Below are 18922 nucleotides of genomic sequence, written 5' to 3' on the forward strand. Positions count from 1 at the left end.
TCGAGGAGGGCCCGTGGCAGCGCAAGGCCGCAGGGGCATGTCCATCCACCAGTCCATGCTGTTCGTGGGCCTGGGCGGTACCGGATGTCTGATCGGAGCCGAACTCGAGCGACGGCTGCGCGAGGAACTGTGCGGCGCCGACGGCACCGGCCTGATGCAGCGGCTCGGGGGCCAGTTGGCCCCCTACCAACTGCCCAACTGCATCCAGTTCGTCTACGCCGACCTCAACGAGAACGAGTTGCAGCGGCAGCGGTTGCGGGCCGCGCCGCCCGCCCATCGGGCCGCGGCGGATCGCAACGCGCACCTGACCACCCAACTGGTGCCGCCGCTGAACACCTATCCGGAGGTGGCCCGTTCGCTGCGGATCAACGCGGCGGAGGAGACCATCCCGTGGCTGCCCGCCCGCGAGGGCGAGCCGCGCGTGACGCCGCTGCGACGCGGCGCGGGGCAGTTGCCCACCGTCGGGCGCGCCGCGCTGTTCGAGACCTTCCGGCACGGACTCGCGCCCGCGATGGACCCGTTGCGTCGCGCCGTCGGCCTGATCAGCAACGGCAACGACCACCTGATGGCGCTCAGCGGCAGCCAGAACAACCGCAACACGTGCGACGTGTTCGTCGCGTTCTCGATCGCCGGCGGCACCGGCTGCGGGATCTTCTACGACTACCTGCACCTGATCGGCGAGGCGTTCTCGCAGGGTTACGACGGGATCAAGATCTATCCGCTGGTGCTGATGCCGTCCGCGTTCGACGAGGAACGCGGCGGCGGCCGGCCCGCGGTGCTCAACGCCGGGCGGGCGCTGCTGGACCTGTTCCAACTCGTCGACGACCAGAACGGGCAGTACGCGCAGGAGGAACTCGACACCGGGCTCGGCGCGCCGGCGGGCAACCTGGCCGTGCGCTACCCCGGTCTGGAGTCCACCCGGCTCAAGGCGGGCACCGTCCAGACCGGCTTCCTGTTCAGCCGCACCAGCGGGATCGAGCGCGAGGATCTGCACCGCTCGGTGGTCTCGCTGGTGATGTCGCTGATCGGCACCGGACTCAATCCGGGCGGGGCCGAGTTGGAGAACGCGGTCATCCAGGGCGACCTGTACCAGTCCTTCGCGGACAGCTTCATCAACGAGGGCGTGCGCCGCGAGGTGCCGGCGCCCAGCGGGATCGGCGCCTGCGGGGTGTCCACGAGCCTGGTCGCGTCGATGACCGTGCCGGTGGACGAACTCGCCGACATCGTCGCCGGCCGGCTGCTCGCCCAGGCGGTGCGCGACCTGACCTCGGACGTGCGGGTGTCTTCCGAGGCCAACCTGGAGCAGATCAAGTCGTTCATGTCGGTGGCCGGCCTGAGCGAACTGTGGTTGTGCGCGCCGCCGCACGTGGCCGACCCGTCGCCGGCCAAGGGTGCGGCGGGCATCATGCAGGCGCTCAACGCGCGTACCCGGGCGATGGAACAGGCGCTGCGCCAGCAGGAGGCCCAATTGCGGGCGCACACCGCGCAATTGGCCGAGGAGTTCAACCACGCCCGCGGCATCCGCCAACTGCTCGCCGACGGCGACCTGTTCCGGGCCCGCCGGGTGCTCTTCGGCGACCGCAGGCTGTACAGCGACGCGGATCGGCCGGGAGTGGCGGGCCTGCTCGCACACTGCAGCACCGAACCCACGCCGCCGCCCGGGATCACCGTGAACGCGCCGCACATCCCGGCGATCAAGGACCGCGCGGGCGGGGTGGTCAAGGCCAAGTGGGGCGACCCCGAGGTGCAGCGCGCGCTGAGCGCGCAGCAGCAGTGGTTCGAATGGCGCTCACGCCGCAACTGGCATGCCCAGTGGGGAAGTCAGGCCGAGGTGTGGGACCGCAAGATGGTCTACCTGCGGCACGTCGTGGACGGCCTCGCGCAGTCCTTCAACGACCACCGCGACCAGGAGGAGGCGAACTTCGGCCGGGCCACCCGCGAGTTGTACCGGCAGCGCTCCGGGGTCTCCTACCTGCTGCCGCCGCAGGGCAACCTGGAGTCGTTCTACCGCCAGGTGCTGCGCCGCTTCGTGGACCGCGAGCGGCTGCCCGAGACGGCCGGCGCCGCGCAGATCGTCGGCAAGCTGCTCGGCACGAGCATCTGGCAGCGCGCCTACGAGATGGGCGAGGAGCGCGAGGGAGGCCCGGCCGCCGTCACCTATGTGCGCGACCAGATCAAGCAGCAGGTCAAGACCCTGTTCGTACAGGCCGGCGAGCTCAACGCGCAGCCGCTGCTGCCGCCGGTGCGCGACCTGCTCACGCGCGCGGCGACCCGGCGCGGGGTCGCGGTCGGCGAGGAGGACCTCGAACAGTTCGTGCAAAAGCTCGCGGGCATGTTGCCCAACGGCTTCTCGCCCGAGGGCAGCGGCGAACTCAAGGTGCTGATCGCCCATCCGGGCACCTCGCACGACTCGGACGTGCGGCAGTACCTGGAACGCCTGCTGAACATCCCCAACGAGCCGTCCCGCAAGATCGAGTTCCGCGCGGTCGAGCAGGAGTCGATCGTGGTGGTGCTCTTCCGCAGCGCGATGAGCCTGACCGAGGTGCCCGAGGTGCGCCAGGTGCTCGCCCAGTGGTCGCGCTCGCTGGACCGGCAGGACCCGGTCGACTTCCTCAAGTGGCGCCAGCGGCTGGGCTTCACCTACGACTGGCTGGCCACCACCGAGGGACACCGGGTGTACATCCTGCACCGGCTGTTGTGCGCGATGTGGAACGGGCAGGTCGAGGTCGGGCGCGGGGACCGGTCCTCGCCCGAGGTGATCGACATCCGGCTGCCGCACGGACCGACCGTGATGCGGCTGCCGCTGCGCCCGTTCGACCGGGCCTCCTCGTGGGGCAGCCTGCTGCGCGCCTACGAGGAGTGGACGCTGACCGACGACGCCTCGGTGCGCCGGGAGTTCGCCAAACAGTTGATGCTCACCTACCCGGAGGGGCTGGGCGCGCGGGTGGGCGAACCCTCGGCGCTGTACCGGCACTTCGTGCACGAGGTGGCGCCGCGGCAGGTCAAGGTGCTCAAGGAGCTGCGCGATCGGCTGCCGGAGCGCAGCCGGGGCTGGGCGGAGGAACTGCTGCGGTTGTGGGAGATCACCCTGCCCGCCGCGCTCGACCTGCCGTTCCCGCACCAGGCCACCACCCGCAACTCGCTGCGCGAGTTGGAGTACGACGACTCGGGGCCGATCGACGAGTACGGGTACGGCGGGGGCGGCGCCGAGCGCGACCGGGCACCGGACGAGTGGGGCCGCGAACGGGACGAGCGCGGGTTCCAGCGGGATCGGCGCGAGGGCGAGCGCGGGCGCGACGAGCGGGACGCACGAGAGGAGCGGGACGAACGCGCCGAGCGCGAGTGGCGCGAGGGACGCCGGCCGCGGCAGAGCCGGGACGGCCGGGAGTGGGAGCGGCGGGACGGGCGCGACCCGGGCGAACCGGCGTTCGACCGGGGCGAACCGGATCGGCGCGACGGGCGCGCGCCCAGGGGCTCCGGGCGATGGCACGACCCGAGCGAATCGCCCGAGTCGCCCGAGACCCGCGACCTGGGGCGGCCGAGCCTGGACAAGCCGGAGCCGCGCGACCGGGGTCGACCGGAGCGGGGCGACCCGGACGAGCACGAGGCCCCGGAGCGGCCGCCGGGTCCGCGGCGGCGCGGCCGGCGCGAGCCGTACGACCCCTACGATCCGTACGACCCGGGCGAGCCGCGCGAGGCCCGCGGCCCGCTGGACCCCCGGCACGCCGGCGACGGGCACGACCCGTATCGGGACCGCGACCCGGGTGATCCGTTCGACCCGCGCGAGCGACCCGGGCGTGACGACGCGGATCCCGACGATCGCACGGTGCGCCTGGACGGCCTGGACCGGACCCTGCGGCTGCCCGACGAGCACGACGACCGCGAGACGCCCGGGGGTGGCTGGTGACCGACTCCGTCGACCCGGGCGTGCCGCGCCCGCTGGTGATCGTCGTCGACCTGCGCACCGAGTACGACACGGTGCTGGCGGCCCGGCGGTTCGCCGACGTGCAGACCGCCTACGCCCGCACCCGGGTGCCCGCGGGCACCCGCAACGTGGACGCGGACCGTGTGCTCGTGCTCGACTCGGTCCAGGAACTGGTCGCCCACCGGCAGGCGTACGAGCGGATCTTCGCCGGCATGTACAGCAAGGTCGTGTGCGTCGCGGTCGGCGCGCCCGTGGACGGCTCGATCGTGCTGCGCCGCCCCGGCCAACTCGCGGGCAGCGACGCGGCCACGCTGTGGGTCGGCGACGTCCGGGGCACGGACTGGGCGCCGGGCCGCGCGCCCGGTGTGACGCTCAGCCCCGACGACGCGGACGCGCTCGGGCCGCTGGTGGACGTGCTCACCCAGCCCGAGGTGTTCGACCACGTGCTCGCCGGCGTGACCGAGATGCCCCGCTCGATCGCCGCGCCCGGGATGACCGCGTTCGTCCAGCGCATCCGCGACGACGCGGTACAGCGGGCCCGGATCCGCGCGGTACAGCGACTGTCCGGCGCCGAGGGCGGCGTGGACGAGCCGTGGCCCGAACCGCTCGCCGCGCTCGCCGACGACCAGGGCCCGGGCCCGGTCGCCGCCGGGGGCATCCGCGAATGTGTGCGTGCGGACAGCCCGCTCGGCGGCCGGTGGGCGCACGCCGACCAGGGCCTGGGGCACGCGCAACGGCGGCTGTCGCTGCTCGCCGGCCCGCTCGCGCTGTACGGCTCGGCGGGTCACGACGGGCGCCCGATCCACGAACAGGTCGCCGACGCCGCGACCGCGCTGCTCGAATACCGCGACCTGGTCCGGCAGACCGTGGGCCGCGGCGCGGCTGGCCTGGACGCGGACGGGCGGGCCTGGTTGGACCAGGTCGGCGTGCTGATCCCGGAGCCGCCCGGCGTGGGCGCGACCTCGGTGGCGGGCGCGCTGTACGAGCGCACCGCCGCCGCCTTCGACCGGCCCGAGGGCCTGCGCGGACTGGCCGAGCGGCTGCGCGAGCTGGCCGACCGGATCGCCCCGGGCGCGGGCGCCTCGCGCGCCCACGAGGTGGACCGGACCTGCTCGGACGCCTTCCTCGGGCACTACCTGCGCCCGGCCGCGTTCCCACTCGGACCCGGGCACGTCGGGGTGGTCGGCGCCGCGCTGGTCGGCTCGTTCCTGACCGCGCTGTGGCCCGCCTTCGGGGTGCTCGGCGCGGGACTGGCGGTGCTGCTCGCGGTACTCGGGTCGACCCTGATCACCGTGCGCCGCCCCGACCGCGCGGGCCGCTCGACGCTGCCCGGCGAGGCGCTGCCGATGATCGTCGTGGCCGGCCTGGTCGCCCTGGTCGGCGCGGTCTGCGGACTGCTCGCCGGACGCGCGTGGGATCCACCGACCGGCGTGGGCCCGCTCGCGCTGGTGCTCGGCCTGGCCGTACTGGTGGTGCTGCCCGGCGTGGACTGGACGGTGCGGGTCCGGCGCTGGGAGCGCGCGTTGGCGCTCGGCGCGGCGAGCCGGGCGTTGCACGCGCTGCACGCGCTGCTGGTGCGCACGGTGTGGAACGACTGGGCGCTGGCCGGTCCGCGGCGCGAGGCGGTGGACCGGGCGACCGTGCTGGCCGCGCTGCTGGAGGAGAGCGCCAAGACGCTCGCCGAGGACGCGGCGGTGATCGAGCGGCAACTGACGGGCGAACCGGTGGGGCCCGACCCGAACACGCCCGCGTTCGGCGGCGCCGGCTACCCGACCCCCGGCCGCCCCGCCCCGCCATCGGCCCCGCCGTCGAGCGCGGGCGCGAGCCTGTACGACACCGTGCTCGGCGACCTGGTGGACGGGCTGCACGCCGCGTTCGAACCGCTGTGGCCGCTGCTCGAACGCGACCCGGCGGAGGCCTCCCGGCGCGGCGCGCGACCCGAACTGCGGCCGGTGCTGCGCGCCTACGCCGACCACCTCGCGCACAACGGCGTCCAGGCCGCGCCGCCGTTCGCGCGCCGGGCCCAGGACCGCCCGCACGTGGGCGACACGGCCGGCGGCGACGCCGAACGCATCGCCGAACTGCTCGGCCAACCCGCGGACCGATCCATGCTGCAACTGTGTGCGGCCGACCAGTTGGTCCTGCTCGACCACGCCGCGGCGCACACCCGCAGCGTGCGCTTCGCACCGCGCGGGGTGCGGCCGGCCGTCCGCGAGGCGCTGCGCGACCGCGGCTCGGGGCACCTGATCGAGCACGAACTGGTGTGGACCGGCGGCGGCCGGATGGCCGGCGTCCTGCGCCTGATGCCGCTGCTGCCGGGCTCGGTGGACGACGCGCGGATGTGGGAGGAGAGCGCGGACGGCGCGCCGACCCGCGACCTCGGCGAGCCGGGCGCACGCCGCGACGACGACGGATGGGCGTCGTGAGCACGACGGGCGCGCCCGGGCGCGCGGGCGAGGCCCGGGAGGAGAAGCTCGGGTACACCGACCCCGAGGGGCGTTCGGTGGAGCGCCGCGTCGAGTTCGGCCCGGATCGGCCGCCCCGGCCCGGCGAGCCCTTCCGGGTCCGCGACGTGCGCGACGTGGAGGACGGCGGCACATTCGTACAAAAGCGCCTGGGCCCGCTGGACGCGCGCCGACGGGTCGGAGCCGAGGCGGCCCTGGAGACCGAGATCCGGGTGCTGCTCCGGCTCGTGCGCACCTTCGGACCGGCCGGCTACCCGCGCGAACTCGCCCGGGTGGCCGGGCACGACTTCGATGGCGTCGAGCCGTTCGTGCTGCTGGAGGCGGTGCCCTGCCCACCCGCCGAGGACGTGGTCGGCAAGCTGCTGACCGAGGAACAGGAGGCGTTTCGCCGCGCGCTCTTTCACACCGTGCGCCACCTGGAGACGGCCGGCGTCGTGCACGGCGACCTGACCCCCGCCAGTGTGCGCTGGCAGCGCGAGCAACGCCGGCTGTACGTCGCCGACTTCGGCCACGCCGCGCTCGCCGGCGAACCGCGCAGCAGCCTGGGCACCGCACTGTGGGCCGCGCCGGGCCCGCTGCGCGGGCCCGGACCCGCCGACCCGCGCGACGACCTGTGGTCGGCCGCCCAGGTCGCCTACCACGTCACCACCGGCCGCCCGGTCCGCCAAGGCCTGATCCCGGTCGGCGTGGAGAGCCAGGGCGTGTTGTACGACCTGCTCCAGGGCGTGTTCGAGCAGGACCCGATGCGCCGGCCGGGCGCGGCGGAACTGCTGCGCCGGCTGGCCGAACCGGACCCGTACGTGCGCGGCTACGCCCAGTACGACCCGCTCGCCGAGGGTCGACGCGGCTACGAGGCGGCGCTGGAACGCAAGCGCGCACGGATGCCGCTGGCCGGGCAACCGCCGCCGCGACAGGACCCGCCCCACGGCGGCGGACCCAGGCCGCCGTCGGTCCCGCCCAAGCCCGCGAACCCGCCGGCCGCCGAGTCCAGGCCGAGCCGGTTCCGGCTCTTCGGAAAGAACCAACCCGGTTGAACGCGACGGCAGGTGAGGTCGGCTGATGTTGCATCAGATCGTGTACCGCTGGGACCCCGACGGACTGCTCGGGCGTCGCGGCGTGGTCCCGGTCGCCACGTCGCTGGGGCGCGACGAGGTCTTCGGCTGGCATACCCGTACCCGGCTGGCCGAGGCGGTCACGGTGGACTACGGCGATCCCGCCTGCCCGGCCTCCAGCGTGTGTCTGCTCGACACCCCGCTGGGTGTCGCGCTGATCCGGCGCGAGTTCGCCCCCGACGCGCACCAGCGGCTGAACAACTCCGCACACGTCCTGGTCGGGCCCCGGGACAGCATCGCGCCGTTCGACGCCATCGCGTGGGGTTCGCTGGAGACCCGCGCACCCGGCGCGCTCGACCTGGACCGGATCCCGCCCGGCTACGGCCTCAAGCCGCTCGCCGACGAGCGGCTGGCCGAGGCCTTCGAGATCGCCGCCGGCGATCTGCACGAGCGGGCCCGCCGACTCGGCGACCCGCTCGAGGTGCTCACCGCCGCGGTGCTGCGCCGGCCCCGGGCCCGGGTGGCCCTGCTGCCGGCCACCGCCGAGGACGCCACGGTGCTGCTGTGGGGTCTGCAACACCTGCTCACCGCGCTGCTCCCGGGGCCGTGGACGTTCTCCACGTTCGAGGTCGACGACACCGCCCCCGATCCCAAGGGCGCGCCGCGCTTCGTCACGCTGCCCCGGGTGCCCGGGACCGCGCCGGGAACCCGGGTACGGGTCGATCTGACCGGGAACGGCGAGCCGTTCGACGCGCACCGCGAACTCGCCCGGCGGATGGTCAAGCACTACGTGGGCGAGGGGTGGGCGGGCTTCCACCGACTCCTGAACACGCCCACCGAGGTGCACACGCTGCCCGAGGCGACCCGCGTGGAGGCGGTCCGGAGCCGTCTCGACGGGCTCGCCCCCCGCCCGGAACCGCGCGCCCGACCGCGCGAGCAACCCCGCCGGACCTCGCCCGGCGCGCCCGGCTCCCCCGGGGAACCGGTCGAGCCGCCGCACGAGGGCACCCGCGAGATGCCCCGTACACCGCCCACGCCGACCGCGTCCGCGACCTCCTCCACGGCCGCTCCGACCGCCGGCCCCGTCGACTCGAATCGAGCCGTGGTGCGCTGCCCCTACTGCCTGGACCTGGTCCGCTGGGACGAGAACGACCTCTACGAACGCGACGACCGACTGCGCTACGAACGGGTGGACCTGAGCACGGTCACCGACCCGGTCAAGCGGCACGACCGGATGCGCGCGACCTTCATGCGCTGCCCCAACCCCACCGGGGACGAGGAGCGCGAACACTTCCTGCCGACCAACTACCTGATCCACGAGCCGCCGCTGGTGGTCGGCCTGATCGGGGACGGCCTCTCCGGCAAGACCCACCTGCTCGCCGCGATGATCGCCGAGATCGACGCCGGCGGGCTGCGCCCGTACGGGGTCACCCATCAGCCGGTGGACCCCGCCCAGCATCAGGACTACCTGCACAACCGGGTCGACCCGCTCCAGCGCGGCCACATGCTCGCGACCACGGTCAACCACCAGGGCAACCTGGTCCAGTTCGCCGACGCGCTGCTGCTGCGCTCGGGCGGTCGGAGCCGGCCGATCGCGTTCTTCGACGTCAGCGGCGAGGACCTGGCCAGGGGCGGCCGGGAGATGCAGTTCCTGGCCGCCGCCGACGCGTTCGTGTTCGTGGTGGACCCGGTGGTCGCGGTCGATCTGCCCGAGCTGCGCCGACTGACCGGCGAGGCCGAGGACATGCCGGGGACCCGGCGCGGCGACCGGACCTTCGCGGCGGTGATGGACCGGTTGCCGCGCCGGGCGGAACTGCTCGACCAGCCGGTTACGGTCGCGGTGACCAAGTCCGACCTGATCCGCTTCGAGCCGCCCGTGGACGCGTGGCTGGGTTCGCACGCGCCGCGCGCCGGTGTGGTGGACCCGGCCAGGGTGGCCGCCGAGAGCCGGGACGTGTACTCGTTCCTGTACGCCCACGACGCGGCGGCCTGGCTCAGCCCGTTCGAGGAGTTCCGGCGCTGCACGATGCACTTCGTGTCGGCCACCGGCGCGCGCGACCGGGACGGTCGCTTCCCCGGCGGCATCCGGCCGCGCCGGGTTCTGGAACCCGTCGTGTCGATCCTCGCGATGTGCGACATGCTCGATCAGGCCGGCAGCGAGCGGGTGGGGGTGTGAGATGGCATCGGACACCGGAGCGGACGAGGCGGATCGGCTGGATCAGATCGTCTATCGCTGGAGCTACGGGAACCTGCTCGGCCACAAGGGCATGGGTCCGGTCGCCACCTCGCTGACCTTCGACCGCCTGCGGGACTGGCACGGCGGTCTGGACAGCCATGTCTCGATGGACCGTTCGCTGCCGGAGACGCCCGAGTGGAGCGTGTGCCGGGTGCGGCTGGAGGAGCGGCACGCGCTGATCCTGCGCGAGGCCGCGACCCACGGCACCAACCGGCCCGGCAACAACGCGCACGTGCTGCTCGATCCCGGTCTGCGGGTGCAGGCGCACACGATGCTGGCGATCGCGTGGCTGCACGGCCGGCACGGCGGCGGACTGACCGGATCGCACGTCCGGCTCGCCGACGTCCCGGACACCGTGCCGATGCGCGGCGCCTCGATCCGCCCGGACGCGTTCGACCCGGACGTGCACGAGGAGATCCGCCGGCACGCGCGCGACCACGCGGAACTGGTCGAGATCGTGCTCGCGGCGGTACTGCGCGACCACCGGCGACACTTCACCCTGCACCTGGACGACGTCGGCCCGGACATCGTGCCGCTGCTGTGGGGCGTGTTCGACCTGGCGCAGTGGGTGGCGCCCGGGCGATGGACCTTCTCCACGTACGAGACCAGCGACGCGATGGTCAAGCCGCGCTTCGTGCTGGTCCCGCGCTGGCCCAACACCCCGGAGCCGGCCAACCGGCTGCGGATCGACCCGCGCGCCGAACCGCAGCCGGGGCGGGACGTGTTCCGCGACGCCGCGGGGATCCTGGTCCAGCAGTACTGCACCCGCCCGTGGGAGGAGGTGCAGCACACGCTGGTCAAGATCGACGCGGCGGCCCGGCCCGGCGCGTCGTACCTGGACCGCGCCAACCTGGTGCGCGACCTCGAACCGGAAGCGACGCGCCTGGTGCGCGCGGTCGACCCGGCACCCCGCGAGGATCCGACGGCCGGGACGGGCGGGCCCGGCGCCCCGGGCCCGGAGTGGTCGGCGGCGAAATACACCAACGATCCGGGGGTGACCGGCTACACGGACACCTGGATCACCGACGACGAGTCGGACGAGCTCGACGACCCTTACGAGTCGGACGAGTACGAGTCGGACGATTACGAATCGGACGAGTACGAGTCGGACCGGTCGTACGAGAGCGATGAACCGGACGGGCGGGACGGGCGGGACGCGCACAACGGGCGGCACCCGGACAGCGGGTACTCCCCGCGCGACGAACCCGAACCGTGGGGCGGTCGGCGCAACGGGTGGGACACGTTCCGGGGCGACGGGGGACACCTACCCAGGGCCGGCGAGCGGGACCGGCGGGACGGGCACGAGTCGGATCTGTCGATCCCGCCGACGGGCGGCCCGCCCGTACCCGTACCGCCCCGCCCGGACCGACTCGTGCCCGCCCGGCCCGAGTCCGGCGGGTCCGAGAGTCGACCGGCGCTGCCGACGGCCGACTCCGCGCGGACCGGGCGCGGCACGACGGACTGGGCGACCTGGGAGGCGTTGCACGCCACCCGGTCCGGCTTCGAGGCGCTGGGGCTGGCCGCCGCGGAGTTCTCCCGCTCCAACGGACACGAGACGCGGGAGTTCCGCGAGGCGCTGGAGCGGGTCGACCCGGACACGCTCGCGGTCGCGCTGCTGCTCGCCGGGCCGCCGCTGCTGACTCCGGTGGTGTACCGCCTGGCCCAACTCGTGCACCGCACGCACGAGGAGCGGCGACGGCTGGACAAGCACACCCAGGCCGCCTTCGCGGCGGTGCTCGGTCGGCTGCACGAGGACGTCAAGACCCTCGACGGGTGCGGCGTGTCGCGCGAGTCGCTGACCCTGTTGTTGTGGGAGATGACCGAGCGCGTCGTCGCGCACGGCAGACTCACCACGTTCGGTACCGACGTCGCGGGCACGGTATGGCGGCTTCGTACGTCTTTTCGGGTGTGGGAGGACTATCGGCGGGCCCTGTGGAGCGCGCTGCGATCCACCCGCTATCGCGAGCCGTTCCTGCTCGAATACGGTCGGCTCGCCCTGGAGGACCTCGACATCACGCCGGACAGGACGGAAGCGCAGCCATGACGGTACGGACGGCGCAGCCGCGCGGGAAGGACACGCCGACCGACGCCGACGCGGGCGGGTTTCGGCAGATCGTCTACCGACGCCAGGACGACAGCCTGCTCGGCGGGCGCGGTTTGGGTCCGATCGCGGCCTCCGTGTCCCGGGACGAACTCCCGGGCTGGCACGACGAGGTGCGTGAGCACGTCGCGGTCGACGCGGACGATCGGGGCGCGCCGGTGACCAGCGTCGCGCTGGTGCACACCGGCCGGGGCGCGGCGGTGATCCGGCGCGAGTACGTGGTCGACGGCAACAACGCGCGGGTCCTGCTCGACCCGGGCCGCGATCTGGGCCCGCACGCCGCGCTGGTGCTCACCCAGGACGCGGTGTGGGCGGGCGAACCGGCCCTGGAGGACATCCCGCGCGGCTACGGACTGGCCCCGCTCGCACCGGACTTCGTGGCACACGCGCTGGACGCGCACGCCGAACGGCTGCGCGGGCGGGCCCGCGACCAGGCCTATCTGCTGGAGGTCGCGGTCGCCGCCGTGCTGCGCCACCCGGGCCGGTTCTTCTCGTTTCGGCAACGGGACGTCGGGATCGACCCGGTGCCGATGTTGTGGGGGCTCTCCGACCTGCTGCTGTGGCTGGTGCCGGTGTCCTTCACGTTCTCCACCTTCGAGACGCTGGACCACTCGGCCAAGCCGAGGTTCGTGGTGTTGCCGCGCCCGCCCCGGGACGCGCAGCCGTGGGCGGGTCGCTATCGGCTGCTGGTGCGGGACGAGCCCAAGGCGGGTTCGGATGTGCACGCGCACGCGGCGGCGCTGCTGGTGAGTCGGTACACCGACACCGACTGGCCGGGCATCCACCGACTCCTGGAGGGCATGCGCGACCTGCGCCGGTTCCCGCACGAGCGGGCCGAGGAGCGCTCCCGGGAGATCTGCACCCGGCTGGGCCGGTGGAGCGCGGCCCCTCGGTCGCCGGTCGTGCAGGCTGTGGCGCAGGCCGAGGAGGAGGTCGAGGAGGTCGAGGAGGTCGCCGAGGTCGCGTCGGAGCCGGTTCCCGAGCCGGCGCTGGTGGCCGCCGCGCTCCCGGCGCGGGGCGAGCGGGGCGAGTCGGCCGAGCGGGTCGAGCGCGAGCCGCGGGGGGTCACCGTGTCGGCGGCCGAGGAGGAACCGGCCTTCCCGTACGCGGCGGAGCCGGTCCGGACGGCGGTGTCGGCGCGGGCCGAGCCGGCGGCTTCCTCGGCCGCGGCCTCGTCCCCGTCCTCGCCGTCCTCCGCGACCGCGAGGACGGCGCGCGCGGGGGAGCCGGCGGAGGTCGCCGAGGCCGCGGACGTGACCTGGTACGCCGACGACGGCGCGGTGTTCGAGGAGATCGAGGACGCGTTCACCGGGCCCTGGCCGGGCTTCGAGGAGGAGCGCGGCGAACTGCCGATACCCGCCCTGCCGTTCACCGAGGACGACCCGGACGCCGACGCGGACTCCGGGGCCGACCCCGGGTCCGGCGGCGCGGGCAGTCCGCCCACACCGGGCGCGCTGCCCGCGAGCGCCGGCAACGCGCCGTGGAGCATGTGGGCCGGGTACGGCATCCCGGACACCGAGGTGGACAAGATACGGCGGGCGGTCAAGCGCCTCCCGGACAAGCCCACGCTGCGCGAGCGCGCGCTCGGCGGCGGCGCGGCCAAGACCGAGGTCGCGGGCATCGACAACATCGTCACGCTCGCGGTCGCGCTGCGCCTCGCCGATCTGCGGGTGCTGCCGGTGATCGCGGACCGGCTGACCACCCGGCTGGAACAGCGCCGACGGCAGCTCGCGCCGGAGGCCTGGAACCCGGACGACCTGCTGGCGATGCGCGAGACGCTGCTGGACGCCGAGCAGTTCGGCGACCGCCTCGACGCGGCCGGCGCGGGCGAAAAACGCACCCGCAAGCTGTTCGAGCAACTGCTCGTGGTGGTGCTCGCGCCCAAGACCGACACCAAGGGCGTGCTGCGCCAGATAGCGATCTGCGTGCTCTCCGAGCGCCGGGACCGCTCGCCGAACCCGCTGATCGAGGAGATCCTGCTCAACTCCCAGTGGGGCGAGGAGTTCCGCACCGAACTGGGCCGGCGCTGGGCGGAGCAGAACCCGCCGCGCTGACCGCCGGCCGCGCGATCGTGTCACCGCGCGGCCCTGGGACCACGCCGCTCCGCCCCGCGACCGCTTCGTCGCGCGGACCGGTCGCGCGGATCAGTCGCGCCGACCGGTCGCGTGACCGGTCACGGGTCCGCGCGACCGGGCCGATCGGCGGCCCGGTCGCGCGCGTGCCGCCGGCTCAGCGCTGTACGGTCCAGCCGCCGCCGCGCAGCGCCGTCGTGAGCGCCTCGACCCGCTGCGGGTCCACCTGGAGCTCGACCAGACCGGTCGGGCGGCCCTGCGCGTGGTCGATCCGGATGTCCTCGATGTTGACCTCGGCCCGGCCCACGTCGGCGAAGAGGCGGGCCAGCTCGCCCGGCCGGTCCGGGACGACCACCGGGACGGCCTCGTACCGCGCGGCCGGCTCACCGTGCTTGCCCGGAATCCGCGCGTGCCCGGCGTTGCCGCGCCGCAGCAGCGCCGCGACGCCGCGCGAACCCAGCTCGCGCTTGGCCTCGTCGTCCGCGGCGAGTGCGCGCAGCGCGCCGACCACGGTGTCCAGGTCGCCCGCCAGCCCGGCGAGCACGTCCGCGACCGCGTTCGCGTTGGCGCCCAGGATGTCGACCCACAGGCTCGGGTCCGAACCCGCGATCCGGGTCACGTCCCGCACGCCCTGACCCGCGAGCCGGGTGTCGGTGTCCCGGGCGTCCTCCAGGCGCGCCGCCATCAGCGCGGACACCAGGTGCGGCGCGTGCGAGACCAGCGCGACCGCGTGGTCGTGATCGCGCGGCGCCATCACCACCGGCACCGCCCGGCACAGCGACACCAGCTCCAGCGCCCGATTCAGCGTCTCGGTGTCGGTCTCGCGCGAGGGGGTGAGCACCCACGGCCGGCCCTCGAACAGGTCGGCCCGCGCGGCCAGCGGCCCCGAGCGCTCGCGCCCGGCCAGCGGATGCCCGCCGATGTACCGGGTGAGGTCGCAGCTCAGATCCGCTATTTCGCGCAGCGGCTGCTCCTTGACGCTGGCCACGTCGGTGTACCCGAGTGCGAGTCCTTCCGACTGCACCTGGCGCAGCGTCTCGGCGATCCGCGCCGGCGGCACCGCGAGCACGGCCAGGTCCACCGGCTCCGGGGGCGTCGCCTCCAGGCCCGCGCCCATCGCCGCCGCCGTCCGCACCGCGGTGCTGTCCCGATCCCGGAGATACACGGTGACCCCCCGCGAGGCCAGCGCGAGTGCGACGGATGTGCCGATCAGTCCGGTGCCGACCACGGCGGCGGTACGCACGACGGGAACTCCAAGGGGCGGGTGACGGAATAATGGGGCAACCGATCAAGGCTATCCGTGACGGTACCCTCGGGCGGTGTCCTATCGCCCCGCGGCATCGACTGCGCCGCCCGGTTCGGCAATACCCGTGACGGCCTCCGTGCCGGAAACAAGTGAAAGGTCGGCGACCGTGGAAGCCCGTACACCGCTCGCGACCGCGGTGGTCGCCATCGACGGTCCGTCAGGGTCCGGCAAGTCCAGCGTCTCGCGCACGGTCGCCGCCCGGCTGGGCCTGCGCTACCTGGACACGGGTGCGATGTACCGGGCGATGACGTGGTGGATGCTCCTCAACGGCGTCGACGTGCACGACCCCGACGCGGTGGCCGCCGCCGCGGACAAGCCGCAGATCGTCTCCGGGACCGCCCCCGACGCGCCCACCATCACAGTGGACGGCAAGGACGCGGCCGGTCCGATCCGTACCGACGAGGTGACCAAGGCGGTCAGCGCGGTCAGCGCCGTGCCGCAGGTCCGCACCCGCCTGGTCGAGCTCCAGCGTGCGGTGATCGGCGCGGGCGGCATCGTGGTCGAGGGCCGCGACATCGCGAGCGTGGTGGCGCCCGACGCGGCGGTCAAGGTCTACCTGACCGCGTCCGAGGCGGCCCGCGCCGCCCGCCGCAACGCCGAGCTGAGCGGCACACAGGCCACCAGCGTCGAGGCGACCCGGGCCGACCTGGCCCGTCGCGACGCGCTGGACTCGGGCCGCGCGGTCGCCCCCGCAGGGATGGCCGAGGGCGCGATCCTGGTGGACACCACCGAACTGGGCCGCGAAGAGGTGGTCGACCACCTGCTCGCCCTGGTCGCGGAACACGTGCGGTGACCGCGGCTCTCGGGACCACCTCGAAACCCCCGCTCGCCGGAGCCGCGCACTTCATCGGCGAGCCGCTGCTGCGCAGTTTCTGGCGGGTGCGCGCGCTCGGCGCGTGGCACGTGCCGATGGCCGGCCCGGTGATCCTGGCGGGCAACCACGCCAACTTCGTCGACGGCCCGATGCTCTTCGCGTTCGCGCCCCGGCCCACCCGGGTGCTGGTCAAGCGCGAGATGTTCACCGGCGCGCTCGGCCCGATACTGCGCGGGATCGGCCACATCCCGGTCCAGCGCGGCGTCGCGGACCGCCGGATGATCACCGATTCGCTCGACGTACTGGCCGCCGGCGGCGCGCTCGGCGTGTTCCCGGAGGGCACGCGGGGACAGGCCGACTTCTCGGCAGTGCACAATGGACTTGCATATCTGGCATTGCGCTCCGGGGCACCCATCGTCCCGGTGGCCTGCCTCGGCACCGGTGCGCGGGGATCCTCGATCGGTGCATTGCCGGGTCTGCGCTCCCGGATCGACGTGGTCTACGGCAAGCCCTTCGAGGCGGTCGAGAACGCCGACCGCCGGGCCACCCGCAAGGCCGTCCAGGCCGCGTCCGACCGCATCGTCGAACGGCTCACCGCGCACCTGCGCGAGGCCGAGCGGATGACCGGCCGCGCCGGCTGACCACGATCTTCACCCGTACCGCTACCCGAACGAGGAACACCCCCATGGAGCAGCACGCCGACGCCACGACCGAGGGCGCCTTCGACCCGGAGGCGTGGGAGGCGGGCTACGACCCCGACGAGTGGGTCGACCTGGAAGGGGACGGCCCCGACCGAGGCGAGCACGCCGAGGAGTCCGGCGCGCCCCTGCCGGTGCTCGCGGTCGTCGGGCGACCCAACGTGGGCAAGTCCACGCTGGTCAACCGGATCATCGGGCGCCGCGAGGCGGTCGTGGAGGACACCCCCGGGGTGACCCGCGACCGCGTGTACTACGAGGCCACCTGGAACGGCCGCCGGTTCACCGTGGTCGACACCGGCGGCTGGGAGCGCGACGTGGTCGGGATCGACCTGTCGGTCGCGGTCCAGGCCGAGTACGCGATCGACTCGGCGGACGCGGTGATGTTCGTGGTCGACGCGATCGTCGGCCCCACCGACAGCGACGAGGCCGTCGTCCGGGTGCTGCGCAAGTCCGGCAAGCCGGTCGTGCTGGCCGCCAACAAGGTCGACAACATGGCGCAGGAGGCGGACGCCGCCGCGCTGTGGTCGCTCGGCCTGGGCCAGCCCTGGCCGGTCTCGGCCGTGCACGGCCGAGGCAGCGGCGACCTGCTCGACGCCGCGCTGGCGATCCTGCCGGAGGCCCCCGCGCAGCGCTTCGGCGTGATGGAGGGCGGCCCGCGCCGCGTCGCGCTGCTCGGCCGCCCGAACGTGGGCAAGTCGAGCATGCTGAACAAGGTCGCCGGCGAGAACCGGGTGGTCGTGGACAAGGTCGCGGGCACCACGCGCGACCCGGTCGACGAACTGATCCAGCTCGGCGGCAAGACCTGGAAGTTCATCGACACCGCGGGCATCCGTCGCCGTGTGCACCTGACCCAGGGCGCCGACTTCTACGCGTCGCTGCGCACCACGGCCGCGCTGGAGAAGGCCGAGGTCGGGGTGATCCTGGTCGACGCGAGCGAGCGGCTGACCGAGCAGGACACCCGGATCATCTCGCTCGCGGTCGAGGCCGGTCGGGCCATCGTGATCGCGTACAACAAGTGGGACCTCATGGACGAGGAGCGCCGCTACTACCTCGAACGCGAGATCGAGCAGGACCTGGTCCAGGTCACCTGGGCGCCTCGGGTGAACGTGTCGGCGCTGACCGGCCGGCACATGGAGAAGCTGGTCCCGGCCATCGAGACCGCGTTGGCGAGCTGGGAGAAGCGCATTCCCACGGGTCAGCTCAACGCGTTCCTGGGCACGCTGGTGGCCTCCCACCCGCACCCGATCCGCGGCGGCAAGCAGCCGCGCATCCTGTTCGGCACCCAGGCGGGCACCAAGCCGCCCCGCTTCGTGCTGTTCACCAGCGGCTTCCTGGAGGCGGGCTACCGCCGGTTCATCGAGCGTCGGCTGCGCGAGGAGTTCGGCTTCCCGGGCACGCCGATCGAGATTCGGATGAAGGTCAGGGAGAAGCGCGGTCGGAACAAGACCGGTCGCTGATTTCGGACGGCACGGCGGACGTCACGAGGGCCCGGGCGCGATATCGCTCCCGGGCCCTCGTCGTCGTTTCCCGCCGGCTCGGCCCGGTCGGGCACATCAGAGCGGCAGATGGCCGTGCGGGGCGGGGACGCGCGGGGGTTGGGCGGGCACCAGGGAAGCGCCGCGGTGTCGGCCGTAGGTGGTGTAGCCACCCTGGGTGGGCAGCGCGAAGTTGCCCTGGGCGGGTAGGGAGAAGTTCGGGAAGGGTGGGTCCTGCGCGTACGAGTGGCTGATCGCGGCGGGTGCGGCGGGCGCGCCGTAGGACGGGCGGCTCGCCGCGTAGTCCTCGTTCGAGCGCTCGTGCGGGACGGCGCGGAACATGCGCCGCCACTCGGTCTCCAACGCGTTGTAGATCGGCGTCAGGACGTCGTGGGTGGGGGCCGCGGGGGCGCCCACGGCGACCACGGGGTGGCCGAGGGACCGGCTGCTGATGGAGTCGTCGAAGCTGAACACACCGGGTCCAACGAGACGGGGGGCCGGGGGTTCTGTTTGTTGGGCGACTTCGTCGCGGGCTCGCGAGGGGAGAGGCTGGTTCGTGGGGGCGGCGGGCCCGGGCGGCCGGAGTCGTGTTCGGTGGCGTTGCTGCTTGTTGGGCGACTTCGTCGCCGGCTCGCGGGTGGGGGTGGGTCGTGGGCGTGGCGGTGCTGCTTGTTGGGCGACTTCGTCGCCGGCTCGCGAGGCGCCGCTTTTTCTTTCCCCCGCAAGCTCCTCCAAGAAAAAGCTCCCGTCGCCGGGCGACGAGTACCTGATGTTCAAC

Annotated in this window: 11 protein-coding genes; 9 read left to right on the top strand and 2 right to left on the bottom strand. The window is 73.9% G+C overall.

All coding sequences use genetic code 11. The annotated features are described in order from the left end of the window. Positions 1–13: 13 nt before the first annotated feature. Genes ACWCPW_RS43530 through ACWCPW_RS43555 form a run of 6 tightly spaced genes read left to right on the top strand, consistent with a single transcriptional unit; the run spans position 14 to position 13833 of the window. The gene (locus ACWCPW_RS43530) at positions 14–3907 is read left to right on the top strand and encodes a tubulin-like doman-containing protein (RefSeq protein ID WP_449767155.1); all 3894 of its coding nucleotides are present in this window, start codon (positions 14–16) and stop codon (positions 3905–3907) included. Next, a complete protein-coding gene (locus tag ACWCPW_RS43535) occupies positions 3904–6351 on the top strand; it encodes a hypothetical protein (protein WP_449767156.1) in 2448 nt (815 codons plus the stop codon). Before ACWCPW_RS43530 ends, ACWCPW_RS43535 begins: the two co-directional genes overlap by 4 nt. Beyond that, a complete protein-coding gene (locus ACWCPW_RS43540) occupies positions 6348–7424 on the top strand; it encodes a protein kinase domain-containing protein (protein WP_449767157.1) in 1077 nt (358 codons plus the stop codon). The genes ACWCPW_RS43535 and ACWCPW_RS43540 overlap by 4 nt, the downstream gene beginning before the upstream one ends. 25 nt (positions 7425–7449) lie before the next feature. Continuing rightward, on the top strand, positions 7450–9618 hold the full coding sequence (locus tag ACWCPW_RS43545; RefSeq protein ID WP_449767158.1) for a TRAFAC clade GTPase domain-containing protein: 2169 nt from the start codon (positions 7450–7452) through the stop codon (positions 9616–9618). 1 nt (position 9619) lies between these two features. Beyond that, positions 9620–11722, top strand: a complete 2103-nt coding sequence (locus ACWCPW_RS43550; RefSeq protein WP_449767159.1) for a hypothetical protein — start codon at positions 9620–9622, stop codon at positions 11720–11722. Then, positions 11719–13833 (top strand): hypothetical protein, encoded by a 2115-nt coding sequence (locus ACWCPW_RS43555; protein ID WP_449767160.1) that lies wholly within the window; start codon positions 11719–11721, stop codon positions 13831–13833. The genes ACWCPW_RS43550 and ACWCPW_RS43555 overlap by 4 nt, the downstream gene beginning before the upstream one ends. A 175-nt stretch (positions 13834–14008) precedes the next feature. Here ACWCPW_RS43555 and ACWCPW_RS43560 read toward each other — a convergent pair whose 3' ends face one another. Beyond that, on the bottom strand, positions 14009–15094 hold the full coding sequence (locus tag ACWCPW_RS43560; protein ID WP_449767161.1) for a prephenate dehydrogenase: 1086 nt from the start codon (positions 15092–15094) through the stop codon (positions 14009–14011). 169 nt (positions 15095–15263) lie between these two features. Here ACWCPW_RS43560 and cmk point away from each other — a divergent pair, with 169 nt between their 5' ends. The 3 genes from cmk to der are packed head-to-tail and all read left to right on the top strand — an operon-like array spanning position 15264 to position 18126. Next, entirely contained in the window at positions 15264–15950 is a 687-nt protein-coding gene (gene cmk / locus ACWCPW_RS43565; RefSeq protein WP_449767162.1) for a (d)CMP kinase, read from the top strand. Then, the gene (locus ACWCPW_RS43570; RefSeq protein ID WP_449767163.1) at positions 15947–16612 is read left to right on the top strand and encodes a lysophospholipid acyltransferase family protein; all 666 of its coding nucleotides are present in this window, start codon (positions 15947–15949) and stop codon (positions 16610–16612) included. Before cmk ends, ACWCPW_RS43570 begins: the two co-directional genes overlap by 4 nt. Before the next feature lie 44 nt (positions 16613–16656). After that, positions 16657–18126, top strand: a complete 1470-nt coding sequence (gene der, locus ACWCPW_RS43575; protein WP_449767164.1) for a ribosome biogenesis GTPase Der — start codon at positions 16657–16659, stop codon at positions 18124–18126. A gap of 96 nt (positions 18127–18222) precedes the next feature. Here der and ACWCPW_RS43580 read toward each other — a convergent pair whose 3' ends face one another. Beyond that, positions 18223–18618 (bottom strand): hypothetical protein, encoded by a 396-nt coding sequence (locus ACWCPW_RS43580; protein WP_449767165.1) that lies wholly within the window; start codon positions 18616–18618, stop codon positions 18223–18225. Between the last annotated feature and the right edge of the window lie 304 nt (positions 18619–18922).

This window comes from Embleya sp. NPDC001921 (assembly GCF_053594475.1).